Source organism: Lacisediminimonas profundi, assembly GCF_008831265.1.
GTDB lineage: Bacteria > Pseudomonadota > Gammaproteobacteria > Burkholderiales > Burkholderiaceae_D > Lacisediminimonas > Lacisediminimonas profundi.
Genome location: NZ_VTTH01000009.1, coordinates 83,174 through 99,825, shown reverse-complemented (window position 1 = coordinate 99,825; position 16,652 = coordinate 83,174). Strand labels below are relative to the sequence as shown.

The 16,652-nt window shown below is 57.6% G+C and carries 32 protein-coding genes; all 32 read left to right on the top strand.

Annotated features, from left to right (window positions below; genetic code table 11):
- Positions 1–143, top strand: a 143-nt coding sequence (locus FVE66_RS19975) for an EF-Tu C-terminal domain-related protein (protein ID WP_479680770.1), incomplete at its 5' end; no start/stop codon positions are given.
- A gap of 66 nt (positions 144–209) precedes the next feature.
- The gene (gene rpsJ / locus FVE66_RS19970; RefSeq protein WP_151449245.1) at positions 210–548 is read left to right on the top strand and encodes a 30S ribosomal protein S10; all 339 of its coding nucleotides are present in this window, start codon (positions 210–212) and stop codon (positions 546–548) included.
- 172 nt (positions 549–720) lie between these two features.
- Positions 721–1,395 (top strand): 50S ribosomal protein L3, encoded by a 675-nt coding sequence (gene rplC / locus FVE66_RS19965; protein WP_151449244.1) that lies wholly within the window; start codon positions 721–723, stop codon positions 1,393–1,395.
- 3 nt (positions 1,396–1,398) lie between these two features.
- Complete coding sequence (gene rplD, locus FVE66_RS19960) at positions 1,399–2,019, top strand: 50S ribosomal protein L4 (RefSeq protein ID WP_151449243.1); 621 nt, start codon at positions 1,399–1,401, stop codon at positions 2,017–2,019.
- A complete protein-coding gene (rplW, locus tag FVE66_RS19955; protein WP_151449242.1) occupies positions 2,016–2,330 on the top strand; it encodes a 50S ribosomal protein L23 in 315 nt (104 codons plus the stop codon). The genes rplD and rplW overlap by 4 nt, the downstream gene beginning before the upstream one ends.
- Positions 2,330–3,157 carry a 50S ribosomal protein L2 gene (gene rplB, locus FVE66_RS19950; protein WP_151449241.1) on the top strand — a complete coding sequence of 276 codons (828 nt, stop codon included), beginning with the start codon at positions 2,330–2,332 and terminating at the stop codon, positions 3,155–3,157. Before rplW ends, rplB begins: the two co-directional genes overlap by 1 nt.
- Positions 3,158–3,167: 10 nt before the next feature.
- Complete coding sequence (gene rpsS / locus FVE66_RS19945; protein ID WP_151449240.1) at positions 3,168–3,443, top strand: 30S ribosomal protein S19; 276 nt, start codon at positions 3,168–3,170, stop codon at positions 3,441–3,443.
- A gap of 5 nt (positions 3,444–3,448) precedes the next feature.
- Entirely contained in the window at positions 3,449–3,781 is a 333-nt protein-coding gene (rplV, locus tag FVE66_RS19940; protein WP_194164417.1) for a 50S ribosomal protein L22, read from the top strand.
- A 9-nt stretch (positions 3,782–3,790) separates the two neighbouring features.
- Positions 3,791–4,642 carry a 30S ribosomal protein S3 gene (rpsC, locus tag FVE66_RS19935; RefSeq protein ID WP_151449238.1) on the top strand — a complete coding sequence of 284 codons (852 nt, stop codon included), beginning with the start codon at positions 3,791–3,793 and terminating at the stop codon, positions 4,640–4,642.
- A gap of 2 nt (positions 4,643–4,644) precedes the next feature.
- Positions 4,645–5,064 (top strand): 50S ribosomal protein L16, encoded by a 420-nt coding sequence (gene rplP / locus FVE66_RS19930; RefSeq protein ID WP_151449237.1) that lies wholly within the window; start codon positions 4,645–4,647, stop codon positions 5,062–5,064.
- A gap of 12 nt (positions 5,065–5,076) precedes the next feature.
- Entirely contained in the window at positions 5,077–5,268 is a 192-nt protein-coding gene (gene rpmC / locus FVE66_RS19925; RefSeq protein ID WP_151449236.1) for a 50S ribosomal protein L29, read from the top strand.
- Positions 5,268–5,540, top strand: a complete 273-nt coding sequence (gene rpsQ / locus FVE66_RS19920) for a 30S ribosomal protein S17 (RefSeq protein ID WP_151449235.1) — start codon at positions 5,268–5,270, stop codon at positions 5,538–5,540. Before rpmC ends, rpsQ begins: the two co-directional genes overlap by 1 nt.
- Positions 5,541–5,773: 233 nt before the next feature.
- Positions 5,774–6,142 carry a 50S ribosomal protein L14 gene (gene rplN / locus FVE66_RS19915; protein ID WP_151449234.1) on the top strand — a complete coding sequence of 123 codons (369 nt, stop codon included), beginning with the start codon at positions 5,774–5,776 and terminating at the stop codon, positions 6,140–6,142.
- A gap of 9 nt (positions 6,143–6,151) precedes the next feature.
- Positions 6,152–6,466 carry a 50S ribosomal protein L24 gene (gene rplX, locus FVE66_RS19910; protein WP_151449233.1) on the top strand — a complete coding sequence of 105 codons (315 nt, stop codon included), beginning with the start codon at positions 6,152–6,154 and terminating at the stop codon, positions 6,464–6,466.
- Positions 6,467–6,472: 6 nt separating this feature from the next.
- On the top strand, positions 6,473–7,012 hold the full coding sequence (gene rplE, locus FVE66_RS19905) for a 50S ribosomal protein L5 (RefSeq protein WP_151449232.1): 540 nt from the start codon (positions 6,473–6,475) through the stop codon (positions 7,010–7,012).
- A gap of 7 nt (positions 7,013–7,019) precedes the next feature.
- A complete protein-coding gene (gene rpsN, locus FVE66_RS19900; protein ID WP_151449231.1) occupies positions 7,020–7,325 on the top strand; it encodes a 30S ribosomal protein S14 in 306 nt (101 codons plus the stop codon).
- Between the two features lie 13 nt (positions 7,326–7,338).
- A complete protein-coding gene (gene rpsH / locus FVE66_RS19895) occupies positions 7,339–7,734 on the top strand; it encodes a 30S ribosomal protein S8 (protein ID WP_151449230.1) in 396 nt (131 codons plus the stop codon).
- Positions 7,735–7,744: 10 nt separating this feature from the next.
- The gene (gene rplF, locus FVE66_RS19890; protein ID WP_151449229.1) at positions 7,745–8,278 is read left to right on the top strand and encodes a 50S ribosomal protein L6; all 534 of its coding nucleotides are present in this window, start codon (positions 7,745–7,747) and stop codon (positions 8,276–8,278) included.
- Positions 8,279–8,290: 12 nt separating this feature from the next.
- Positions 8,291–8,653, top strand: coding sequence for a 50S ribosomal protein L18 (rplR, locus tag FVE66_RS19885; protein ID WP_151449228.1), 363 nt, complete (start codon positions 8,291–8,293; stop codon positions 8,651–8,653).
- Between the two features lie 12 nt (positions 8,654–8,665).
- On the top strand, positions 8,666–9,184 hold the full coding sequence (gene rpsE / locus FVE66_RS19880; RefSeq protein WP_151449227.1) for a 30S ribosomal protein S5: 519 nt from the start codon (positions 8,666–8,668) through the stop codon (positions 9,182–9,184).
- 10 nt (positions 9,185–9,194) lie between these two features.
- A complete protein-coding gene (rpmD, locus tag FVE66_RS19875) occupies positions 9,195–9,371 on the top strand; it encodes a 50S ribosomal protein L30 (RefSeq protein WP_206668799.1) in 177 nt (58 codons plus the stop codon).
- Positions 9,372–9,398: 27 nt separating this feature from the next.
- Positions 9,399–9,830 carry a 50S ribosomal protein L15 gene (rplO, locus tag FVE66_RS19870; protein WP_151449226.1) on the top strand — a complete coding sequence of 144 codons (432 nt, stop codon included), beginning with the start codon at positions 9,399–9,401 and terminating at the stop codon, positions 9,828–9,830.
- A gap of 24 nt (positions 9,831–9,854) precedes the next feature.
- Positions 9,855–11,183, top strand: coding sequence for a preprotein translocase subunit SecY (secY, locus tag FVE66_RS19865; protein WP_151449225.1), 1,329 nt, complete (start codon positions 9,855–9,857; stop codon positions 11,181–11,183).
- A gap of 25 nt (positions 11,184–11,208) precedes the next feature.
- On the top strand, positions 11,209–11,427 hold the full coding sequence (gene infA, locus FVE66_RS19860; RefSeq protein WP_010812378.1) for a translation initiation factor IF-1: 219 nt from the start codon (positions 11,209–11,211) through the stop codon (positions 11,425–11,427).
- A 41-nt stretch (positions 11,428–11,468) separates the two neighbouring features.
- Entirely contained in the window at positions 11,469–11,582 is a 114-nt protein-coding gene (gene rpmJ / locus FVE66_RS19855; protein WP_151449224.1) for a 50S ribosomal protein L36, read from the top strand.
- Between the two features lie 29 nt (positions 11,583–11,611).
- Positions 11,612–11,977 carry a 30S ribosomal protein S13 gene (gene rpsM / locus FVE66_RS19850; RefSeq protein WP_151449223.1) on the top strand — a complete coding sequence of 122 codons (366 nt, stop codon included), beginning with the start codon at positions 11,612–11,614 and terminating at the stop codon, positions 11,975–11,977.
- A gap of 33 nt (positions 11,978–12,010) precedes the next feature.
- A complete protein-coding gene (gene rpsK, locus FVE66_RS19845) occupies positions 12,011–12,415 on the top strand; it encodes a 30S ribosomal protein S11 (protein WP_151449222.1) in 405 nt (134 codons plus the stop codon).
- Positions 12,416–12,554: 139 nt separating this feature from the next.
- The gene (gene rpsD / locus FVE66_RS19840; protein ID WP_151449221.1) at positions 12,555–13,178 is read left to right on the top strand and encodes a 30S ribosomal protein S4; all 624 of its coding nucleotides are present in this window, start codon (positions 12,555–12,557) and stop codon (positions 13,176–13,178) included.
- A gap of 95 nt (positions 13,179–13,273) precedes the next feature.
- Positions 13,274–14,251 (top strand): DNA-directed RNA polymerase subunit alpha, encoded by a 978-nt coding sequence (locus FVE66_RS19835; RefSeq protein WP_151449220.1) that lies wholly within the window; start codon positions 13,274–13,276, stop codon positions 14,249–14,251.
- A gap of 139 nt (positions 14,252–14,390) precedes the next feature.
- Positions 14,391–14,786 carry a 50S ribosomal protein L17 gene (gene rplQ / locus FVE66_RS19830; protein WP_151449219.1) on the top strand — a complete coding sequence of 132 codons (396 nt, stop codon included), beginning with the start codon at positions 14,391–14,393 and terminating at the stop codon, positions 14,784–14,786.
- A 125-nt stretch (positions 14,787–14,911) separates the two neighbouring features.
- Positions 14,912–15,844 (top strand): ATP-binding cassette domain-containing protein, encoded by a 933-nt coding sequence (locus FVE66_RS19825; protein WP_151449218.1) that lies wholly within the window; start codon positions 14,912–14,914, stop codon positions 15,842–15,844.
- Between the two features lie 14 nt (positions 15,845–15,858).
- Positions 15,859–16,641, top strand: a complete 783-nt coding sequence (locus FVE66_RS19820; RefSeq protein ID WP_151449217.1) for an ABC transporter permease — start codon at positions 15,859–15,861, stop codon at positions 16,639–16,641.
- Positions 16,642–16,652 lie beyond the last annotated feature (11 nt).

The following is a 16,652-nucleotide window of genomic DNA, read 5'->3' as shown; positions in this document are numbered from 1 at the left end:
AGGAAATGGTCATGCCAGGCGATAACGTGTCGATCACTGTGCAGCTGATCAACCCGATCGCGATGGAAGAGGGTCTGCGTTTTGCAATCCGCGAAGGCGGCCGTACCGTCGGCGCCGGCGTTGTTGCAAAAATCCTCGACTAAACTCGTCGCTCTTACACTGCCGCGGGTGATCATCACTCGCGGCTCGCTCTTTAAAGGAAAGAATTCATGGAACAGCAGAAGCAAAAACCGGCGAGCCTGAAGCAAAAGATCCGCATTCGCCTGAAGGCATTCGACTATCGCCTGATCGATCAGTCCGCTCAGGAAATCGTTGACACCGCAAAGCGTACCGGCGCGGTTGTGCGCGGACCGGTTCCACTGCCAACCCGCATGCAACGCTTCGACATCCTGCGCTCGCCGCACGTCAACAAGACGTCGCGTGACCAGTTCGAGATTCGTACCCACCAGCGCCTGATGGACATCATCGACCCGACCGACAAGACTGTCGACGCACTGATGAAGCTGGACCTGCCAGCTGGCGTGGACGTCGAGATCAAGCTGCAGTAATTGTTTTATTTGGCGCCGGGACCTTGCGCCGCAGATTTTTCTGTTGTATGTGCCCGGTTGCCGCGCTATACTAGCCGGCTTAATTCCGAATCGCCAGTTTGCACCGCATTCGCGACGATTCAAGTAGTACCAACATCAGCCCCGCCCAATCGCAGGCGGGAATGGAGAAAAAATGAACCATGACCAAAATCAGGGCCAAGGCCTGCTTGGTCGCAAGGTTGGCATGATGCGCATCTTCACGGATGACGGGGATTCGATTCCTGTGACCGTGCTGGACGTGTCCAACAACCGTGTGACTCAGATCAAAACCCCTGACACTGACGGCTACACGGCCGTTCAGGTTGCATTCGGTAGCCGCCGTGCTTCCCGTGTCAACAAGGCCGCCGCCGGACATTTCGCAAAAGCGGGTGTCGAGGCCGGATCGGTGCTTCGTGAATTCCGCATCAGCGCAGCAGCGGCATCCCAGCTCAAAGTTGGCGATGTCATTCCCGCTTCGCTGTTCGAAGTTGGCCAGAAGGTCGATGTGCAAGGCACGTCGATCGGTAAGGGCTACGCCGGCACCATCAAGCGTCACAACTTCAAATCTGGCCGTGCTTCGCATGGTAACTCGCGTTCCCACAACGTTCCGGGCTCCATCGGTATGGCGCAGGATCCGGGTCGCGTTTTCCCTGGCAAGCGCATGACGGGCCATATGGGTGACGTTACCGTGACCACGCAAAACCTTGAAATCGCTCGCATCGATGCAGAGCGCCAGCTGCTGCTGGTCAAGGGTGCGGTCCCGGGCGCCAAGAACGGCCAGGTCGTAGTTCAGGCTGCCATCAAAGTCAACGCCAAGAAGGGAGCCTGATAAATGGAACTTACGCTCCTGAATGAGCAAGGCCAGACCGCATCAAACGTCTCGGCTCCCGACACCATTTTTGGTCGGGACTATAACGAGGCGCTGATCCATCAGGTCGTGGTCGCCTACCAGGCGAATGCTCGTAGCGGTAACCGCAAGCAGAAAGATCGCGAAGAAGTCAGCCACACCACGAAGAAGCCATGGCGCCAGAAAGGCACCGGCCGTGCTCGTGCTGGTATGTCGTCCTCGCCGCTGTGGCGCGGAGGCGGTCGCATCTTCCCGAATTCGCCGGAAGAAAACTTCTCGCACAAGGTCAACAAGAAAATGTATCGCGCAGGTGTCTGCTCGATCCTTTCCCAGTTGGCGCGTGAGGGTCGCGTGTCGGTTATTGAAGGCATGACGCTGGAAGCGCCCAAGACCAAACTCTTGTCGCAAAAGCTCAAGGGCATGGGGTTGGACTCCGTGCTGGTCATCACCGACAGCCTCGACGAGAACCTGTTACTGGCGTCGCGCAACCTGGCCAATGTGCTGGTGTGCGAGCCGCGTCACGCCGATCCGGTGTCGCTGGTCTTCTACAAGAAGATTCTGGTGACCCGTGCTGCGCTGGCGAAGATTGAGGAGATGCTGGCATGAGCGCCATCCAATTCACTGAAGAGCGCTTGTTGAAAGTGCTGCTGGCTCCGGTGATCTCCGAGAAGGCGACTTTCGTCGCCGAGAAAAACGAGCAAGTCGTTTTCCTCGTCTCGCCAGATGCTACCAAGCCGGAAATCAAGGCAGCGGTTGAGCTGCTGTTCAAAGTACAAGTGGAGTCGGTGCAAGTTGCAAACCGGCAGGGCAAGGTCAAGCGTTCGGGTCGTTTCACGGGCCGTCGCAATCACACGCGCCGCGCGTTCGTGTGCCTCAAGGCCGGCCAGGAAATCTCTTTCACCGAGGAGGCTAAATAATGGCACTCGTAAAGACGAAACCGACCTCGCCAGCCCGTCGTGGCATGGTGAAGGTGGTGACGCCCGGCCTGTTCAAAGGTCGTCCGTTCGCCGCCCTGATCGAGAAGAAATCCAAGACTGCCGGCCGTAACAACAACGGCCATATCACTACCCGTCATATCGGTGGTGGTCACAAGCAGCACTACCGTGTCATCGACTTCCGTCGCAACAAGGACGGTATCGCGGCCAAGGTTGAGCGTCTGGAATATGACCCGAACCGCAGCGCCAACATTGCGCTGGTGCTTTACGCCGATGGCGAGCGCCGCTATGTGCTGGCCAGCAAGGGCATGGCTGTTGGTGATCAGCTGATGAACGGCTCGGAAGCGCCGATCAAGGCGGGTAACTGCCTGCCGATCCGCAACATTCCGGTCGGTACCACGATGCATTGCGTCGAAATGCTGCCAGGCAAGGGTGCGCAGTTGGCGCGTACTGCAGGCGCTGCAGTAGTTCTGATGGCGCGTGAAGGAACCTACGCTCAGGTTCGCCTGCGCTCGGGTGAGGTCCGCCGCGTGCACATCGAGTGCCGCGCTACCATCGGTGAAGTTGGTAACGGCGAACATAACCTGCGCAAGATCGGCAAGGCTGGCGCTAATCGTTGGCGTGGTATTCGTCCGACGGTTCGCGGTGTTGTCATGAACCCGGTTGACCACCCGCACGGTGGCGGCGAGGGCAAGACAGCTGCAGGTCGTCACCCGGTCTCGCCGTGGGGTCAGCAAACCAAGGGCAAGAAGACGCGTCGCAACAAGCGCACGACTTCGATGATCGTCTCACGCCGCGGCAAGAAATAAGGAATAGGACATGGCACGCTCATTGAAAAAAGGGCCGTTCTGCGACGCCCACCTGCTGGATAAAGTGGAAGCTGCTCAGGCGGCAAAAGACAAGAAGCCGATCAAAACCTGGTCCCGTCGTTCGACGATCCTGCCGGATTTCATCGGACTGACGATTGCCGTGCATAACGGCAAGCAACATGTGCCGGTTTACGTGTCCGAGCAGATGGTCGGTCACAAGCTCGGCGAATTCGCGCTGACCCGGACGTTCAAGGGTCATGCCGCTGACAAGAAGGCTAAGAAATAGGTCCGATCATGGAAACTAAAGCTACTCTCCGTGGCGTGCGTCTGTCGGCCCAAAAAGGCCGGCTGGTCGCCGATCAGATCCGCGGCAAGAAAGTCGAACAGGCTCTCAACATCCTGACCTTCAGTCCGAAAAAGGGCGCGGTCATCCTGAAGAAAGTCCTGGAGTCCGCGATCGCGAACGCCGAGCATAACGACGGCGCCGATATCGACGAATTGAAGGTCACCCAGATCTATGTCGAAAAGGCTGGCGTGCTCAAGCGGTTTACCGCTCGCGCAAAAGGCCGGGGCGATCGCATCTCCAAACAATCCTGTCACATCTTCGTGACTGTCGGTAACTAAGGAGTCACGATGGGACAGAAAATACATCCGACCGGGTTCCGACTTTCGGTTACCCGTAACTGGGGTTCGCGTTGGTACGCAGGTAACAGCAATTTCGCCACGATGTTGGGCGAAGACCTGAAAGTCCGCGCTTACCTGAAGAAAAAGCTGAAGAACGCATCGGTCAGCCGCGTCGTCATCGAGCGCCCGGCCAAAAATGCGCGCATCACGATTTTCAGCTCGCGGCCCGGTGTCGTCATCGGCAAGAAGGGCGAAGACATTGAAGTCCTGAAGACCGAACTCTCCAAGATGATGGGCGTGCCCGTGCACGTCAACATCGAGGAAGTTCGCAAACCGGAGACTGATTCCCAGCTGATCGCCGATTCTATCGCTCAGCAGCTCGAGAAGCGGATCATGTTCCGTCGCGCGATGAAGCGTGCGATGCAGAATGCGATGCGCCTGGGCGCCCTGGGTATCAAGATCATGTCCTCCGGTCGCCTGAATGGTATCGAGATCGCCCGTACCGAGTGGTACCGTGAAGGTCGCGTGCCGCTGCATACCCTGCGTGCCGACATCGACTATGGTACTTCCGAAGCCGAGACGACTTACGGCATCATCGGTATCAAGGTCTGGGTCTACAAGGGTGATCGCCTGGCCAATGGCGAAACGCCTGTGGTCGAGGTCGCAGCAGACGATGACAAGAAGCGCCGCGGTCCGCGTCGTGACGATGGCAAGCCAGGTGCTGGCCGTCCGCCCGTACGTGGCGCCAGGCGTCCTGAAGGCCAGGCTGCAGCGCCCGACAGCGCTCCGGCCCGAGCCAAACGTGTGCCGGCCGCCAAGAAGCCGGAAGGCGCAGCCCCGGCTGAGAAAGCAGGAGAATAATCATGCTGCAACCAGCACGCAGAAAATATCGCAAAGAACAGAAGGGCCGCAATCGCGGAATCTCGCACGATCGCGGCACCGCGGTGTCGTTCGGCGAATTCGGCTTGAAGGCAATTGGCCGCGGCCGTATCACGGCTCGTCAGATCGAAGCAGCCCGTCGCGCCATGACCCGTCACATCAAGCGTGGTGGACGGATCTGGATTCGCATTTTCCCGGACAAGCCTATTTCCAACAAGCCCGCAGAAGTTCGTATGGGTAACGGCAAGGGTAACCCGGAATACTACGTCGCCGAAATTCATCCTGGCAAAGTGCTGTACGAGATGGATGGTGTCGATGAGACGCTGGCGCGCGAAGCATTCCGTCTGGCTGCTGCCAAGCTGCCCCTGCAGACGACTTTTGTCATCCGCCAGGTCGGCCAATAATTGGAGTGGAACATGAAAGCATCTGAACTCAGCGGCAAGGACCAAGCCGCCCTGACCAAAGAGATGACCGACTTGCTGAAGGCGCAGTTTGGTTTGCGCATGCAGCTGGGAACCCAGCAGTTGAGCAATACGTCCCAGCTGAAAAAGGTTCGTCGCGATATCGCTCGGGTCAAGACGGTCATGAACCAGAAGGCAGGCAAATAATGAACGATCAGGTAAAAAAATCGCTCAACCGCACGCTCGTAGGCCGCGTTGTGTCCGACAAGATGGACAAGACCGTAACCGTGCTGATCGAGAACCGGACCAAGCATCCGCTGTATGGCAAGATCATCGTCCGCTCGCGCAAGTATCACGCGCATGACGAATCGAACCAGGTGAAGGAAGGCGACGTAGTCGAGATCCAGGAAGGTCGTCCAATTTCGAAGACCAAGGCATGGTCGGTTACTCGTGTCGTACAGGCTGCACAAAACGTTTGATTTGGTATTGCGTCGCGGCTGCTTTGCTGCCATAATGATTGGCTTCGCTTCAGAAGGTGCAATGCCTTCTGAAGCTTGCAGCGCAGCAGCAAGATTCGCAGTTCCGTAGTACCAGTTGTTTGGTAAATCGTCACCCTAATCGACCTGCCTGAATTTGGCGGGTTGCCGGGACCAAGACTGACCGTCGTACTGCATTGTGCGGTGACGCGGGAAAAGTTGGGAAAGAAAAAATTATGATTCAGACAGAAAGCCGGCTAGAAGTAGCCGACAACACGGGTGCGCGTGAAGTCCTGTGCATCAAGGTGCTGGGCGGGTCGAAGCGCCGTTACGCCGGCATCGGTGACATCATCAAGGTCACGATCAAGGAGGCCGTTCCGCGCGGTCGCGTCAAAAAAGGCGAAATTTACAATGCGGTCGTCGTTCGGACTGCCAAGGGCGTGCGCCGCCAGGATGGGTCGCTGGTCAAGTTTGATAGCAATGCTGCTGTCCTGCTTAACGCCAAGCTCGAGCCGATCGGTACGCGCATCTTCGGACCGGTCACGCGTGAGCTGCGTACCGAGCGCTTCATGAAGATCGTGTCGCTCGCACCGGAAGTCCTGTAAGGAGGCAACATGAGTCATATTCGGAAAGACGACGACGTAATCGTCATCGCCGGTAAAGATAAAGGCAAGCGTGGCGTAGTCAAGCAGCGTATCGATGCCGACCACGTCATCGTTGATGGTGTGAATGTCGCCAAGAAGGCGGTCCGCCCGAACCCGATGACGGGTACGACCGGCGGTATCGTCGACAAGCTGATGCCCATACATGTATCGAACGTAGCGCTGTTCAATGGCGCGACCGGCAAGGCAGATCGGATTGGATTCAAGACCGTTGACGGCAAGAAAGTCCGCGTCTTCAAATCCAACGGCGAAGCCGTGAAGGGGTAAGGAAAAATGACCCGTTTCCAGGATTTCTACGAAAAAGACGTCGTCGCCAATTTGACGACGAAGTTCGGCTACAAGTCGCGCATGCAAGTGCCGCGGCTGACCAAGATCACGCTCAACATGGGTGTGGGCGAGGCGATTGCCGACAAGAAAGTCATTGAGCATGCTGTCGGCGACATGACGAAGATCGCAGGCCAGAAGCCTGTGGTGACCAAAGCACGGAAGGCAATCGCGGGATTCAAGATTCGCGAAGGCTACCCGATCGGTTGCATGGTGACCTTGCGCGGCAAGGCGATGTACGAGTTTCTCGATCGCCTGGTTACCGTTGCGTTGCCCCGCGTTCGCGATTTCCGTGGTGTGTCTGGTCGTGCATTTGACGGCCGTGGCAACTACAACATCGGTGTGAAAGAGCAGATCATTTTCCCCGAGATCGAGTACGACAAGATTGATGCGCTGCGTGGGCTGAACATCAGCATCACGACTACCGCAAAAACTGACGAAGAGGCCAAGGCTCTCCTCGCCGAATTTAAATTCCCGTTCAGAAACTGAGGATGCCATGGCAAAACTGGCACTGATTAACCGTGAACAAAAGCGCGCCGACCTGGTAAAGAAGTATGCCGGCAAGCGCGCCGAGTTGAAGGCAATCATCGACGACCAATCGAAGTCCGAGGAAGAGCGTTACGAGGCGCGGCTGAAGTTGCAAGCGCTGCCCCGTAATTCGAGTCCGACGCGTCAGCGCAATCGTTGCGCCCTGACTGGTCGTCCCCGTGGCACTTTCCGCAAGTTCGGTCTGGCCCGTACCAAGATCCGTGAAATCGCCATGCGCGGCGAGATCCCGGGTATGACTAAAGCCAGCTGGTAATAGGAGAACAAGCATGAGTATGAGCGATCCTATCGCCGATATGCTGACCCGCATACGCAACGCCCAAGGCGTGGAGAAAGCATCGGTATCGATGCCCTCGTCCAAGGTGAAAGTTGCGATTGCCGCAGTGTTGAAGGATGAAGGTTATATCGACAGCTACGTCGTCACTGAAGAAGGTGGCAAGGCGCAGTTGGCGATCACGTTGAAGTATTACGCCGGTCGCCCGGTCATCGAGCATCTGAAGCGCATATCGCGTCCTGGCCTGCGGATCTACCGCGGCAAGAACCAGATCCCGACCGTCCTGAATGGATTGGGTGTTGCCATCATGTCGACGCCCAAGGGCGTGATGACCGACCGCAAAGCACGCGCAGCCGGTCTCGGCGGCGAGTTGATTTGCACCGTCGCTTAAGGAGTGCAAGATGTCTCGTGTAGGTAAAAGCCCCATTGCACTGCCGGCCGGCGTGGAAGTTACGCTAGCTGCAGAGCAGATCAAGGTCAAGGGCCCGTTGGGCACCCTGACTCTGCCTTTGACCGGTCAGGTCAAGGTAAAAAATGAGAACAACACGCTCACGTTCGAGCCGGTTGGTGACAGCCGTGAAGCGAATGCGATGTTTGGTACCGTTCGCGCACTTGTCAACAACATGGTGACCGGTGTCTCCAAAGGTTTCGAGAAGAAGCTGAACCTGGTTGGCGTTGGTTTTCGTGCCGCTGTGCAGGGCGACAAGCTGAATCTGTCCCTCGGCTACTCGCATCCGGTGGTCTACGAGCTTCCGGCTGGTACGAAGGCTGTGGCAACGACGCCCACCGAGATCGTGATTTCGGGTGTTGATCGTCAGGTGGTCGGCCAGGTGGCGGCTGAAGTTCGTGCTTATCGTCCGCCAGAGCCTTACAAGGGCAAGGGTGTTCGGTACTCCGACGAAGTCGTCGTGATCAAAGAAACCAAGAAGAAGTAACAGGGGCTGCGAATGGACAAGAAACAATCACGTCTGCGTCGCGGACGCCAGACCCGGGCAAAGATTGCGGAGCTCAAGGTCAATCGCCTTTCCGTGCATCGTACCAACCTGCATATCTACGCAACGATCTTCGGACCGGACGCGAAGGTGCTGGCATCCGCATCTACCGCGGAAGCCGAGGTTCGGCAGGAACTGGCCGGTCAGTCGGGCAAGGGCGGCAACGTCGCTGCTGCCGCGCTGGTTGGAAAGCGGGTAGCCGAGAAAGCGCTGAAGGCCGGAATCTCTGAAGTGGCTTTCGATCGCGCCGGTTTCCGTTACCACGGCCGTGTCAAAGCCGTAGCCGAGGCCGCTCGCGAAGCTGGCCTGAAACTCTAAGGAATAGTCATCATGGCAAAGATGCAATCGAAGATGCAAAGCGAGAAGCCGGATGACGGCATGCGCGAGAAGATGATCGCCGTGAACCGCGTGACCAAAGTGGTCAAGGGCGGTCGGATCATGGGTTTCGCAGCGCTCGCAGTGGTTGGTGATGGCGATGGTCGCATCGGCATGGGCAAGGGCAAGTCGAAGGAAGTGCCAGTCGCCGTGCAGAAAGCGATGGAAGAAGCCCGCCGCAAGATGATCAAGGTTTCGCTCAAGAACGGTACGCTGCAGCACGCGGTGACCGGCAAGCATGGTGCCTCATCAGTTCTGATGGCGCCTGCCAAGGACGGTACCGGCGTGATCGCCGGCGGCCCGATGCGCGCAATTTTTGAAGTGATGGGCGTGACCAACGTGGTCGCCAAGTCGAACGGTTCGACCAACCCTTACAACATGGTTCGTGCCACGTTGAACGGTCTGGCGAAGATGAACACTCCTTCCGAAATCGCTGCCAAGCGTGGCAAGTCGGTTGAAGAAATCCTCGGCTAAGGTGATGCAAATGGCAAAAATCAAAGTCAAGCTGGTCAAGGGCCTGATCGGAACGCGCGCAGATCACCGTGCGACGGTTCGCGGACTCGGTCTGCGTCGCGTCGATTCGGTTTCCGAGTTGGAAGATACCCCATCGGTACGCGGCATGATCAACAAGGTTTCCTATCTCGTGAAAGTTGTTTCGTAAGCCTAGCGCTTGCGAACGGAGCAAATGATGGAATTGAATAACATTCAGCCCGCCGATGGTGCCAAGCACGCGAAGCGCCGTGTCGGTCGTGGTATTGGTTCGGGCTTGGGCAAGACCGCCGGCCGCGGACATAAAGGTCAGAAGTCACGTTCGGGCGGCTTCCACAAGGTGGGTTTCGAGGGCGGTCAGATGCCTTTGCAGCGTCGCCTGCCGAAGCGCGGCTTCAAGTCGCTGGCAACGCCGTACAAGGCCGAAGTTCGCCTCTCCGACCTGGAGAAGCTGCCGGTCGGTGAAGTTGACATGCTGGCATTGAAACAAGCCGGCGTCGTGTCGGATCTGGCGCGCGTCGTTCGCGTGATTGCTTCCGGCGCGTTGACCAAAAAGGTCACCCTGACGGGACTGATCGTAACCAAAGGCGCAAAGGCCGCAATCGAAGCCGCTGGCGGCTCGGTCGCGTAACCTCCAGCCCACTCGGAGCAAGGTTTGGCGACTAGTCCGCAATTGGCGAAAAGTGGTGCAAGCGGGTTCCCGTGGAGCCGTGTGTGGTTCCTGCTGGGCGCGCTTGTCGTGTACCGGATCGGTGCGCACATCCCGGTGCCCGGTATTGACGCTACCCAGCTTGCGCAGCTTTTCAAGCAGAACCAGGGCGGCATCCTGGGCATGTTCAACATGTTCTCGGGTGGTGCGCTGTCGCGGTTCACGATTTTCGCGCTGGGCATCATGCCGTACATTTCGGCGTCGATCATCATGCAACTGTTGACGGTGGTGTCACCGCAACTGGAAGCTTTGAAGAAAGAGGGCGAGGCGGGCCGTCGCAAGATTACGCAGTACACCCGCTACGGTACGTTGCTGCTGGCGACGTTCCAGGCGCTCGGTATCGCAGTGGCCCTGGAGTCGCAAGCGGGGCTGGTAATCGATCCGGGCTTGGCATTTCGTTTCACCAGTGTTGTTACGCTGGTAACCGGAACGATGTTCATGATGTGGCTGGGTGAGCAGATTACCGAGCGCGGTTTGGGGAACGGTATCTCCATACTGATCTTCGCCGGTATTGCTGCCGGGCTTCCGAGCGCGATCGCTGGCCTGTTCGAGCTGGTCCGCACCGGTTCCATGAGTGCGCTGGCTGCGATTGTGATTTGTGTGATTGTGGCGGCGGTGACTTTCCTGGTCGTGTTCATCGAACGCGGTCAACGCAAGATCCTGGTGAACTATGCAAAGCGTCAGGTTGGAAACAAGGTTTATGGCGGGCAAAGCAGTCATCTGCCGCTGAAGTTGAACATGGCAGGCGTGATTCCACCGATTTTCGCATCGTCGATCATTCTGTTCCCGGCGACGATCACGAGCTGGTTCACGACGGGCGAGTCAACGAATGTCGTGACCTTGTTCCTGAAAGACCTGGCTGCTTCGCTGGCGCCTGGTGAGCCGATTCATGCGTTGCTGTACGCTGGTGCAATTATATTTTTCTGCTTCTTCTACACGGCTCTGGTGTTCAACAGCCGGGAGACGGCAGATAATCTGAAGAAAAGTGGTGCGTTTGTTCCTGGTATCCGCCCTGGTGATCAGACGGCTCGTTATATCGACAAGATATTGATGCGCCTGACGCTGGCCGGCGCGTTGTATATCACGCTGGTGTGCTTGTTGCCTGAGTTCCTGATTGCGCGTTGGAAAGTACCGTTCTACTTTGGCGGAACATCCCTGTTGATCATTGTGGTCGTCACGATGGACTTCATGGCGCAGGTTCAGAATTATGTGATGTCGCAGCAATACGATTCGTTGCTGCGCAAGGCAAATTTTAAGGGCGGCATGTCGCGCTAGGCGGCCCATAGATCGAGCACATCGAATGGCAAAAGACGACGTCATCCAGATGCAGGGCGAGGTTCTCGAGAATCTGCCGAATGCGACATTTAGAGTAAAGCTGGAAAATGGACACGTGGTGCTGGGTCATATCTCTGGCAAGATGCGAATGAACTATATCCGCATCCTTCCAGGGGACAAGGTGACAGTGGAACTGACGCCTTATGACCTTAGCCGTGCGCGGATCGTATTCCGTACCAAGTAATCAAAGCAACTGAATAACGAACTGGAAGAAAGAGGGCCACCATGAAAGTGCTCGCATCAGTAAAGCGGATCTGCCGCAACTGCAAAATCATCAAGCGCAAAGGCGTCATTCGTGTGATCTGCACGGAACCGCGTCACAAGCAGCGCCAAGGTTAACTTTAACGTTATTGATCAAGGAATAACGAATGGCACGTATTGCAGGGGTTAATATCCCCAACCATCAGCACGCCGTGATCGGCTTGACTGCTATTTATGGTATTGGCCGCCCGCGCGCAGAACAGATTTGCGAAGTCACAGGCGTTCCGACCGACAAGAAGGTCAAGGACCTCGACGACAACGAACTCGAGAAGCTGCGTGACGCCATCGGCAAGTTCCTCGTCGAAGGCGACCTGCGTCGCGATATCTCGATGAACATCAAGCGCTTGATGGACCTCGGTTCATATCGTGGCCTGCGTCATCGCAAGGGTTTGCCAGTTCGCGGTCAGCGCACTCGCACCAACGCCCGTACCCGCAAGGGTCCGCGCAAGGCCGCGCAAGCACTGAAGAAATAATTCCGAGCCTACGTCGGATTCAAGGAAAAGATTATGGCAAAAGCACCGAATAACGCCGCAGCAGCACGCGTGCGCAAGAAAGTCAAAAAGAACGTTGCTGAAGGCGTCGCGCACATCCATGCGTCCTTCAACAACACCATCATCACCATCACGGATCGCCAGGGCAATGCGTTGTCCTGGGCAACTTCGGGTGGTGCTGGCTTCAAGGGCTCGCGTAAATCGACTCCGTTCGCAGCGCAGGTTGCTGCCGAAGCGGCCGGACGCGTCGCTATTGAATATGGCGTGAAGAATCTGGAAGTTCGCATCAAGGGACCTGGTCCTGGCCGCGAGTCCGCAGTTCGCGCACTGAACGGTCTTGGCCTGAAGATCACCCAGATCCAGGACGTGACGCCGGTTCCGCACAATGGTTGCCGCCCGCCTAAGCGCCGTCGCATCTGATTTGTTTGGCAGTATCCAGTAAACTGCCCGCCAATGTCCTTGGCGGGCTTTGTTCTTAAGACCACCGTCCGCCTGATAAGGGGCCGGACTAGCGCCTGATGGAATTTCCACCGGGGCGTCATCGTAAAAGGAAAAAAACGTGGCACGTTATATCGGACCTAAAGCAAAACTGTCGCGCCGTGAAGGCACCGACCTGTTCCTCAAGAGCTCACGCCGCTCGCTCGATTCCAAGTGCAAACTTGATTCGAAGCCTGGCCAGCATGGCCGCACCTCCGGCGCCCGTACCTCCGACTATGGCAACCAACTGCGTGAAAAGCAGAAGGTCAAGCGCATGTACGGCATCCTCGAGCGCCAGTTCCGCCGCTATTTCGCTGAAGCGGATCGCCGCAAGGGCAATACCGGTGAGACGCTTCTGAGGCTGCTGGAAGCGCGTCTCGACAACGTCATCTACCGCATGGGCTTCGGCTCGACCCGCGCTGAAGCGCGCCAGCTGGTGTCGCACAAGGCGTTCACGGTCAATGGCAACGTTGTCAACATCGCGTCGTACCAGGTGAAGTCGGGCGACGTGGTCGCCGTGCGTGAAAAGGCCAAGAAGCAAGCGCGTATCATCGAAGCGCTGTCGCTGGCAGAGCAGAGCGGAATGCCATCGTGGGTTTCCGTCGATGCTAAGAAAATGGAAGGCACCTTCAAGTCGATGCCTGACCGCAGCGAGATCGCCGCTGACGTCAACGAGTCGCTGATCGTCGAACTGTATTCGCGTTAATCGCAATTTGCCCGCCTCCCTGGAGGCGGGTGTCTCCCCGTAATGCCATCAGCCTTATCGGCGTAACGAGCCGAGGGTATTGAAAAGGACATTTCATGCAAAATAGCTTGTTGAAGCCCCGAATTATCGAAGTCGAGTCGCTTGGCGCCAGCCACGCTAAAGTGGTCATGGAGCCGTTCGAGCGGGGCTACGGCCACACGCTGGGCAACGCCCTGCGCCGCGTTCTGCTGTCGTCAATGGTTGGTTATGCGCCGACCGAAGTGACGATCGCCGGTGTCGTGCACGAGTATTCGTCGCTTGATGGCGTTCAGGAAGACGTCGTCGACCTGCTGCTGAACCTGAAGGGCGTGGTATTCAAGCTGCACAACCGTGACGATGTCACGCTGACCCTGAAGAAAGAAGGCGAAGGCGCCGTGCTGGCGTCGGACATCGACCTGCCGCACGATGTCGAGCTGATCAACCCGGATCACGTCATTGCGCATCTGACTGCCGGCGGCAAGCTGGACATGCAGATCAAGGTCGAAAAGGGCCGTGGCTATGTTCCTGGTAACGTGCGCCGTCTGTCGGAAGACACGAACAAGACCATCGGCCGCATCATTCTCGATGCCTCGTTCTCGCCGGTGCGCCGCGTGTCCTACTTCGTCGAATCTGCGCGCGTCGAGCAGCGCACCGACCTCGACAAGCTGGTCATCAATATCGAAACCAACGGCGTCATTTCGCCCGAAGAAGCAATTCGCCAGTCCGCTCGCGTGCTGGTTGACCAGCTGAACGTGTTTGCCGCACTGGAAGGCACGGAAGCAGCTGCAGAAGCACCATCGCGTGCACCTTCGGTCGACCCGATCCTGTTGCGTCCGGTGGACGATCTGGAGTTGACGGTTCGTTCCGCAAACTGCCTGAAAGCAGAAAACATTTACTACATCGGCGACCTGATCCAGCGCAGCGAGAACGAGCTGCTGAAGACGCCGAACCTGGGCCGCAAATCGCTGAACGAGATCAAGGAAGTTCTTGCATCCCGTGGTTTGACCCTTGGCATGAAACTCGAAAACTGGCCACCGGCCGGTCTCGAGAAATAATCGGGAGGGGCGGTTGATCCGCCCCTCCATTCGTAGCACCAGGTAGCACCACGTAGCCTTACCTTGCACTACCGGCCCGCGCGGGGATTGTCCCGCGATAGAAGAGCTGGATTCAAACTTAAACCAGAAAGGAATTACCATGCGTCACCGTCACGGCCTTCGTAAACTGAACCGCACTTCGTCCCATCGTTTGGCGATGCTGCGCAACATGACCGTTTCCCTGCTTCGCCACGAAGCAATCAAGACCACGCTGCCGAAGGCAAAAGAACTACGCCGCGTGATCGAGCCGATCATCACCCTGGGCAAGACCGATTCCCTCGCCAACAAGCGCCTGGCCTTCAACCGCCTGCGCGACCGCGAGATGGTCGTCAAGCTGTTTGCCGAGATCGGCCCGCGCTATGCAACCCGTAACGGCGGTTACCTGCGTATCCTGAAGATGGGTTTCCGTCAGGGCGACAATGCGCCGATGGCTTTCATCGAACTGCTTGACCGCCCCGAGACCACGGAAGCCGTGGACGATACGAGCGGCGAGTAAGCACTACCTGCTCCAGCAAAAAGCCAGGCCAAGCCTGGCTTTTGTTTTTTTGGGGATAATGCTGCTGTGCCCGCGTGCGGGCCACTGCCGCCCGTCATTCAATCCGTCGCCAACAGGTCAGAACGATGTCCGATCCGATCATCCTTTCCGCTTCCGGTCTGCACAAGTCATATGGAGAAGGGACGGGGCGTATCGATGTCATCAACGGCCTGTCGTTTACTCTTCGGCGCGGCGAATGTTACGGCCTGCTGGGACCGAACGGTGCGGGAAAGACCACGACCTTGCGGCTTTGCCTGGGCCTGACCGTGCCTGACAGCGGGACCATCCGCCTGGTCGGCCACGAGATACCGCAGGATGCCCGTGCGGCGCGTGTGCGCATCGGCGTCGTGCCGCAAGGCGACAACCTCGATCCGGACTTCACGGTCTCCGAGAACTTGCTTGTATTCGGCCGCTATTTCGGACTGCCCGATGCTGTGATCCTGGAGCGGATTCCGCGCCTGCTCGAGTTTGCCAACCTCACTTCCAAGAAAGACGCAGGGATCGGCGAACTGTCCGGCGGCATGAAGCGCCGGCTCACGTTGGCCCGATCCCTGATCAATGATCCGGATCTGATCTTCATGGACGAGCCGACCACCGGTCTCGATCCCCAAGCTCGCCACATGATCTGGGAGCGGCTCAAGCGCCTGCTTTCCGAGGGCAAGACAATCTTCCTGACCACCCACTTCATGGATGAGGCGGAGCGGCTTTGCGACCGGCTTGCGGTGATCGATCAAGGCCGCATGATTGCAGAAGGCGAGCCACGGTCATTGATCGCGGCGCATATCGAGGCGGAAGTGGTGGAAGTCTACGGCGAGAATGCGCTGAGTTGGGGAGAAACGACCGGACGCGGCATGTCGGCGCGCTTCGAGATCAGCGGTGAGACAATTTTCTGCTACACCAACGACGCGCAGCCCTTGCTCGACAGCTTGGCCGTCGCTGCTGGCGTACGCTATATCCACCGCCCGGCCAACCTCGAGGATCTGTTCCTCAAGCTTACCGGCCGCGAAATGCGCGACTGAAATCAGGAGCACCTGTGGTTTCGAACTATTCATTGCCGTCCTTCTCGCTGCGATTCATTCCCATATGGCGCCGCAATTTTCTGGTCTGGCGCAAGCTGGCCGGCGCCAGCGTGCTGGGAAATGTGGCCGAGCCCCTGATCACCTTGATCGCATTCGGATACGGCCTGGGCAGCCTGCTGAGCAACATCGATGGCGTGCCCTACATTGCCTTCCTCGCATCGGGCGCGATCTGCATGTCGATCATGATGGCTTCGTCGTTCGAAGCGCTGTATTCGGCATTCTCCCGGATGCACGTCCAGAAAACCTGGGATGCGCTGCTGAATGCGCCGCTCGACCTCGACGACGTGGTGCTGGCGGAAATGCTGTGGGCCGCCACCAAGGCCATGTTTTCCGGCATTGCGATCCTGCTCGTGATGTTCTTGCTGGGCATAGGCTTGCACCCGCAAACCATTCTCGTGCTGCCCTTGCTGTTCCTTACAGGCATGACCTTCGCGTCGCTTGGCCTGGTCGTCAATGCATTGGCAAGGGGCTATGATTTTTTTACCTACTATTTCACCCTTTTCAACACGCCGATGATCTTCCTGTCGGGGATTTATTACCCGACGTCGAACATGCCGCAGTGGCTGCAAATGGTGGCGAATTTCCTGCCTCTCAGCGCGGCCGTCAATTTAGTGCGACCATTGATCCTGGGCCGATGGCCGGAATCCTGGCTGATGAACTTGGTAGTCCTCGCCATTTATTGTGTTGCCGGCTTCTATGCGGCTACCGTCCTCACCCGGCGCCGGCTCCTGAAATAGGAGACCACGGA

Bases quoted from the DNA above. Each gene is read 5' to 3' on its own strand.
- rpsJ (WP_151449245.1), top strand. From the start codon at position 210: ATGGAACAGCAGAAGCAAAAACCGGCGAGCCTGAAGCAAAAGATCCGC.
- rplC (WP_151449244.1), top strand. From the start codon at position 721: ATGAACCATGACCAAAATCAGGGCCAAGGCCTGCTTGGTCGCAAGGTT.
- rplD (WP_151449243.1), top strand. From the start codon at position 1,399: ATGGAACTTACGCTCCTGAATGAGCAAGGCCAGACCGCATCAAACGTC.
- rplW (WP_151449242.1), top strand. From the start codon at position 2,016: ATGAGCGCCATCCAATTCACTGAAGAGCGCTTGTTGAAAGTGCTGCTG.
- rplB (WP_151449241.1), top strand. From the start codon at position 2,330: ATGGCACTCGTAAAGACGAAACCGACCTCGCCAGCCCGTCGTGGCATG.
- rpsS (WP_151449240.1), top strand. From the start codon at position 3,168: ATGGCACGCTCATTGAAAAAAGGGCCGTTCTGCGACGCCCACCTGCTG.
- rpsC (WP_151449238.1), top strand. From the start codon at position 3,791: ATGGGACAGAAAATACATCCGACCGGGTTCCGACTTTCGGTTACCCGT.
- rplP (WP_151449237.1), top strand. From the start codon at position 4,645: ATGCTGCAACCAGCACGCAGAAAATATCGCAAAGAACAGAAGGGCCGC.
- rpmC (WP_151449236.1), top strand. From the start codon at position 5,077: ATGAAAGCATCTGAACTCAGCGGCAAGGACCAAGCCGCCCTGACCAAA.
- rpsQ (WP_151449235.1), top strand. From the start codon at position 5,268: ATGAACGATCAGGTAAAAAAATCGCTCAACCGCACGCTCGTAGGCCGC.
- rplN (WP_151449234.1), top strand. From the start codon at position 5,774: ATGATTCAGACAGAAAGCCGGCTAGAAGTAGCCGACAACACGGGTGCG.
- rplX (WP_151449233.1), top strand. From the start codon at position 6,152: ATGAGTCATATTCGGAAAGACGACGACGTAATCGTCATCGCCGGTAAA.
- rplE (WP_151449232.1), top strand. From the start codon at position 6,473: ATGACCCGTTTCCAGGATTTCTACGAAAAAGACGTCGTCGCCAATTTG.
- rpsN (WP_151449231.1), top strand. From the start codon at position 7,020: ATGGCAAAACTGGCACTGATTAACCGTGAACAAAAGCGCGCCGACCTG.
- rpsH (WP_151449230.1), top strand. From the start codon at position 7,339: ATGAGTATGAGCGATCCTATCGCCGATATGCTGACCCGCATACGCAAC.
- rplF (WP_151449229.1), top strand. From the start codon at position 7,745: ATGTCTCGTGTAGGTAAAAGCCCCATTGCACTGCCGGCCGGCGTGGAA.
- rplR (WP_151449228.1), top strand. From the start codon at position 8,291: ATGGACAAGAAACAATCACGTCTGCGTCGCGGACGCCAGACCCGGGCA.
- rpsE (WP_151449227.1), top strand. From the start codon at position 8,666: ATGGCAAAGATGCAATCGAAGATGCAAAGCGAGAAGCCGGATGACGGC.
- rpmD (WP_206668799.1), top strand. From the start codon at position 9,195: ATGGCAAAAATCAAAGTCAAGCTGGTCAAGGGCCTGATCGGAACGCGC.
- rplO (WP_151449226.1), top strand. From the start codon at position 9,399: ATGGAATTGAATAACATTCAGCCCGCCGATGGTGCCAAGCACGCGAAG.
- infA (WP_010812378.1), top strand. From the start codon at position 11,209: ATGGCAAAAGACGACGTCATCCAGATGCAGGGCGAGGTTCTCGAGAAT.
- rpmJ (WP_151449224.1), top strand. From the start codon at position 11,469: ATGAAAGTGCTCGCATCAGTAAAGCGGATCTGCCGCAACTGCAAAATC.
- rpsM (WP_151449223.1), top strand. From the start codon at position 11,612: ATGGCACGTATTGCAGGGGTTAATATCCCCAACCATCAGCACGCCGTG.
- rpsK (WP_151449222.1), top strand. From the start codon at position 12,011: ATGGCAAAAGCACCGAATAACGCCGCAGCAGCACGCGTGCGCAAGAAA.
- FVE66_RS19835 (WP_151449220.1), top strand. From the start codon at position 13,274: ATGCAAAATAGCTTGTTGAAGCCCCGAATTATCGAAGTCGAGTCGCTT.
- rplQ (WP_151449219.1), top strand. From the start codon at position 14,391: ATGCGTCACCGTCACGGCCTTCGTAAACTGAACCGCACTTCGTCCCAT.
- FVE66_RS19825 (WP_151449218.1), top strand. From the start codon at position 14,912: ATGTCCGATCCGATCATCCTTTCCGCTTCCGGTCTGCACAAGTCATAT.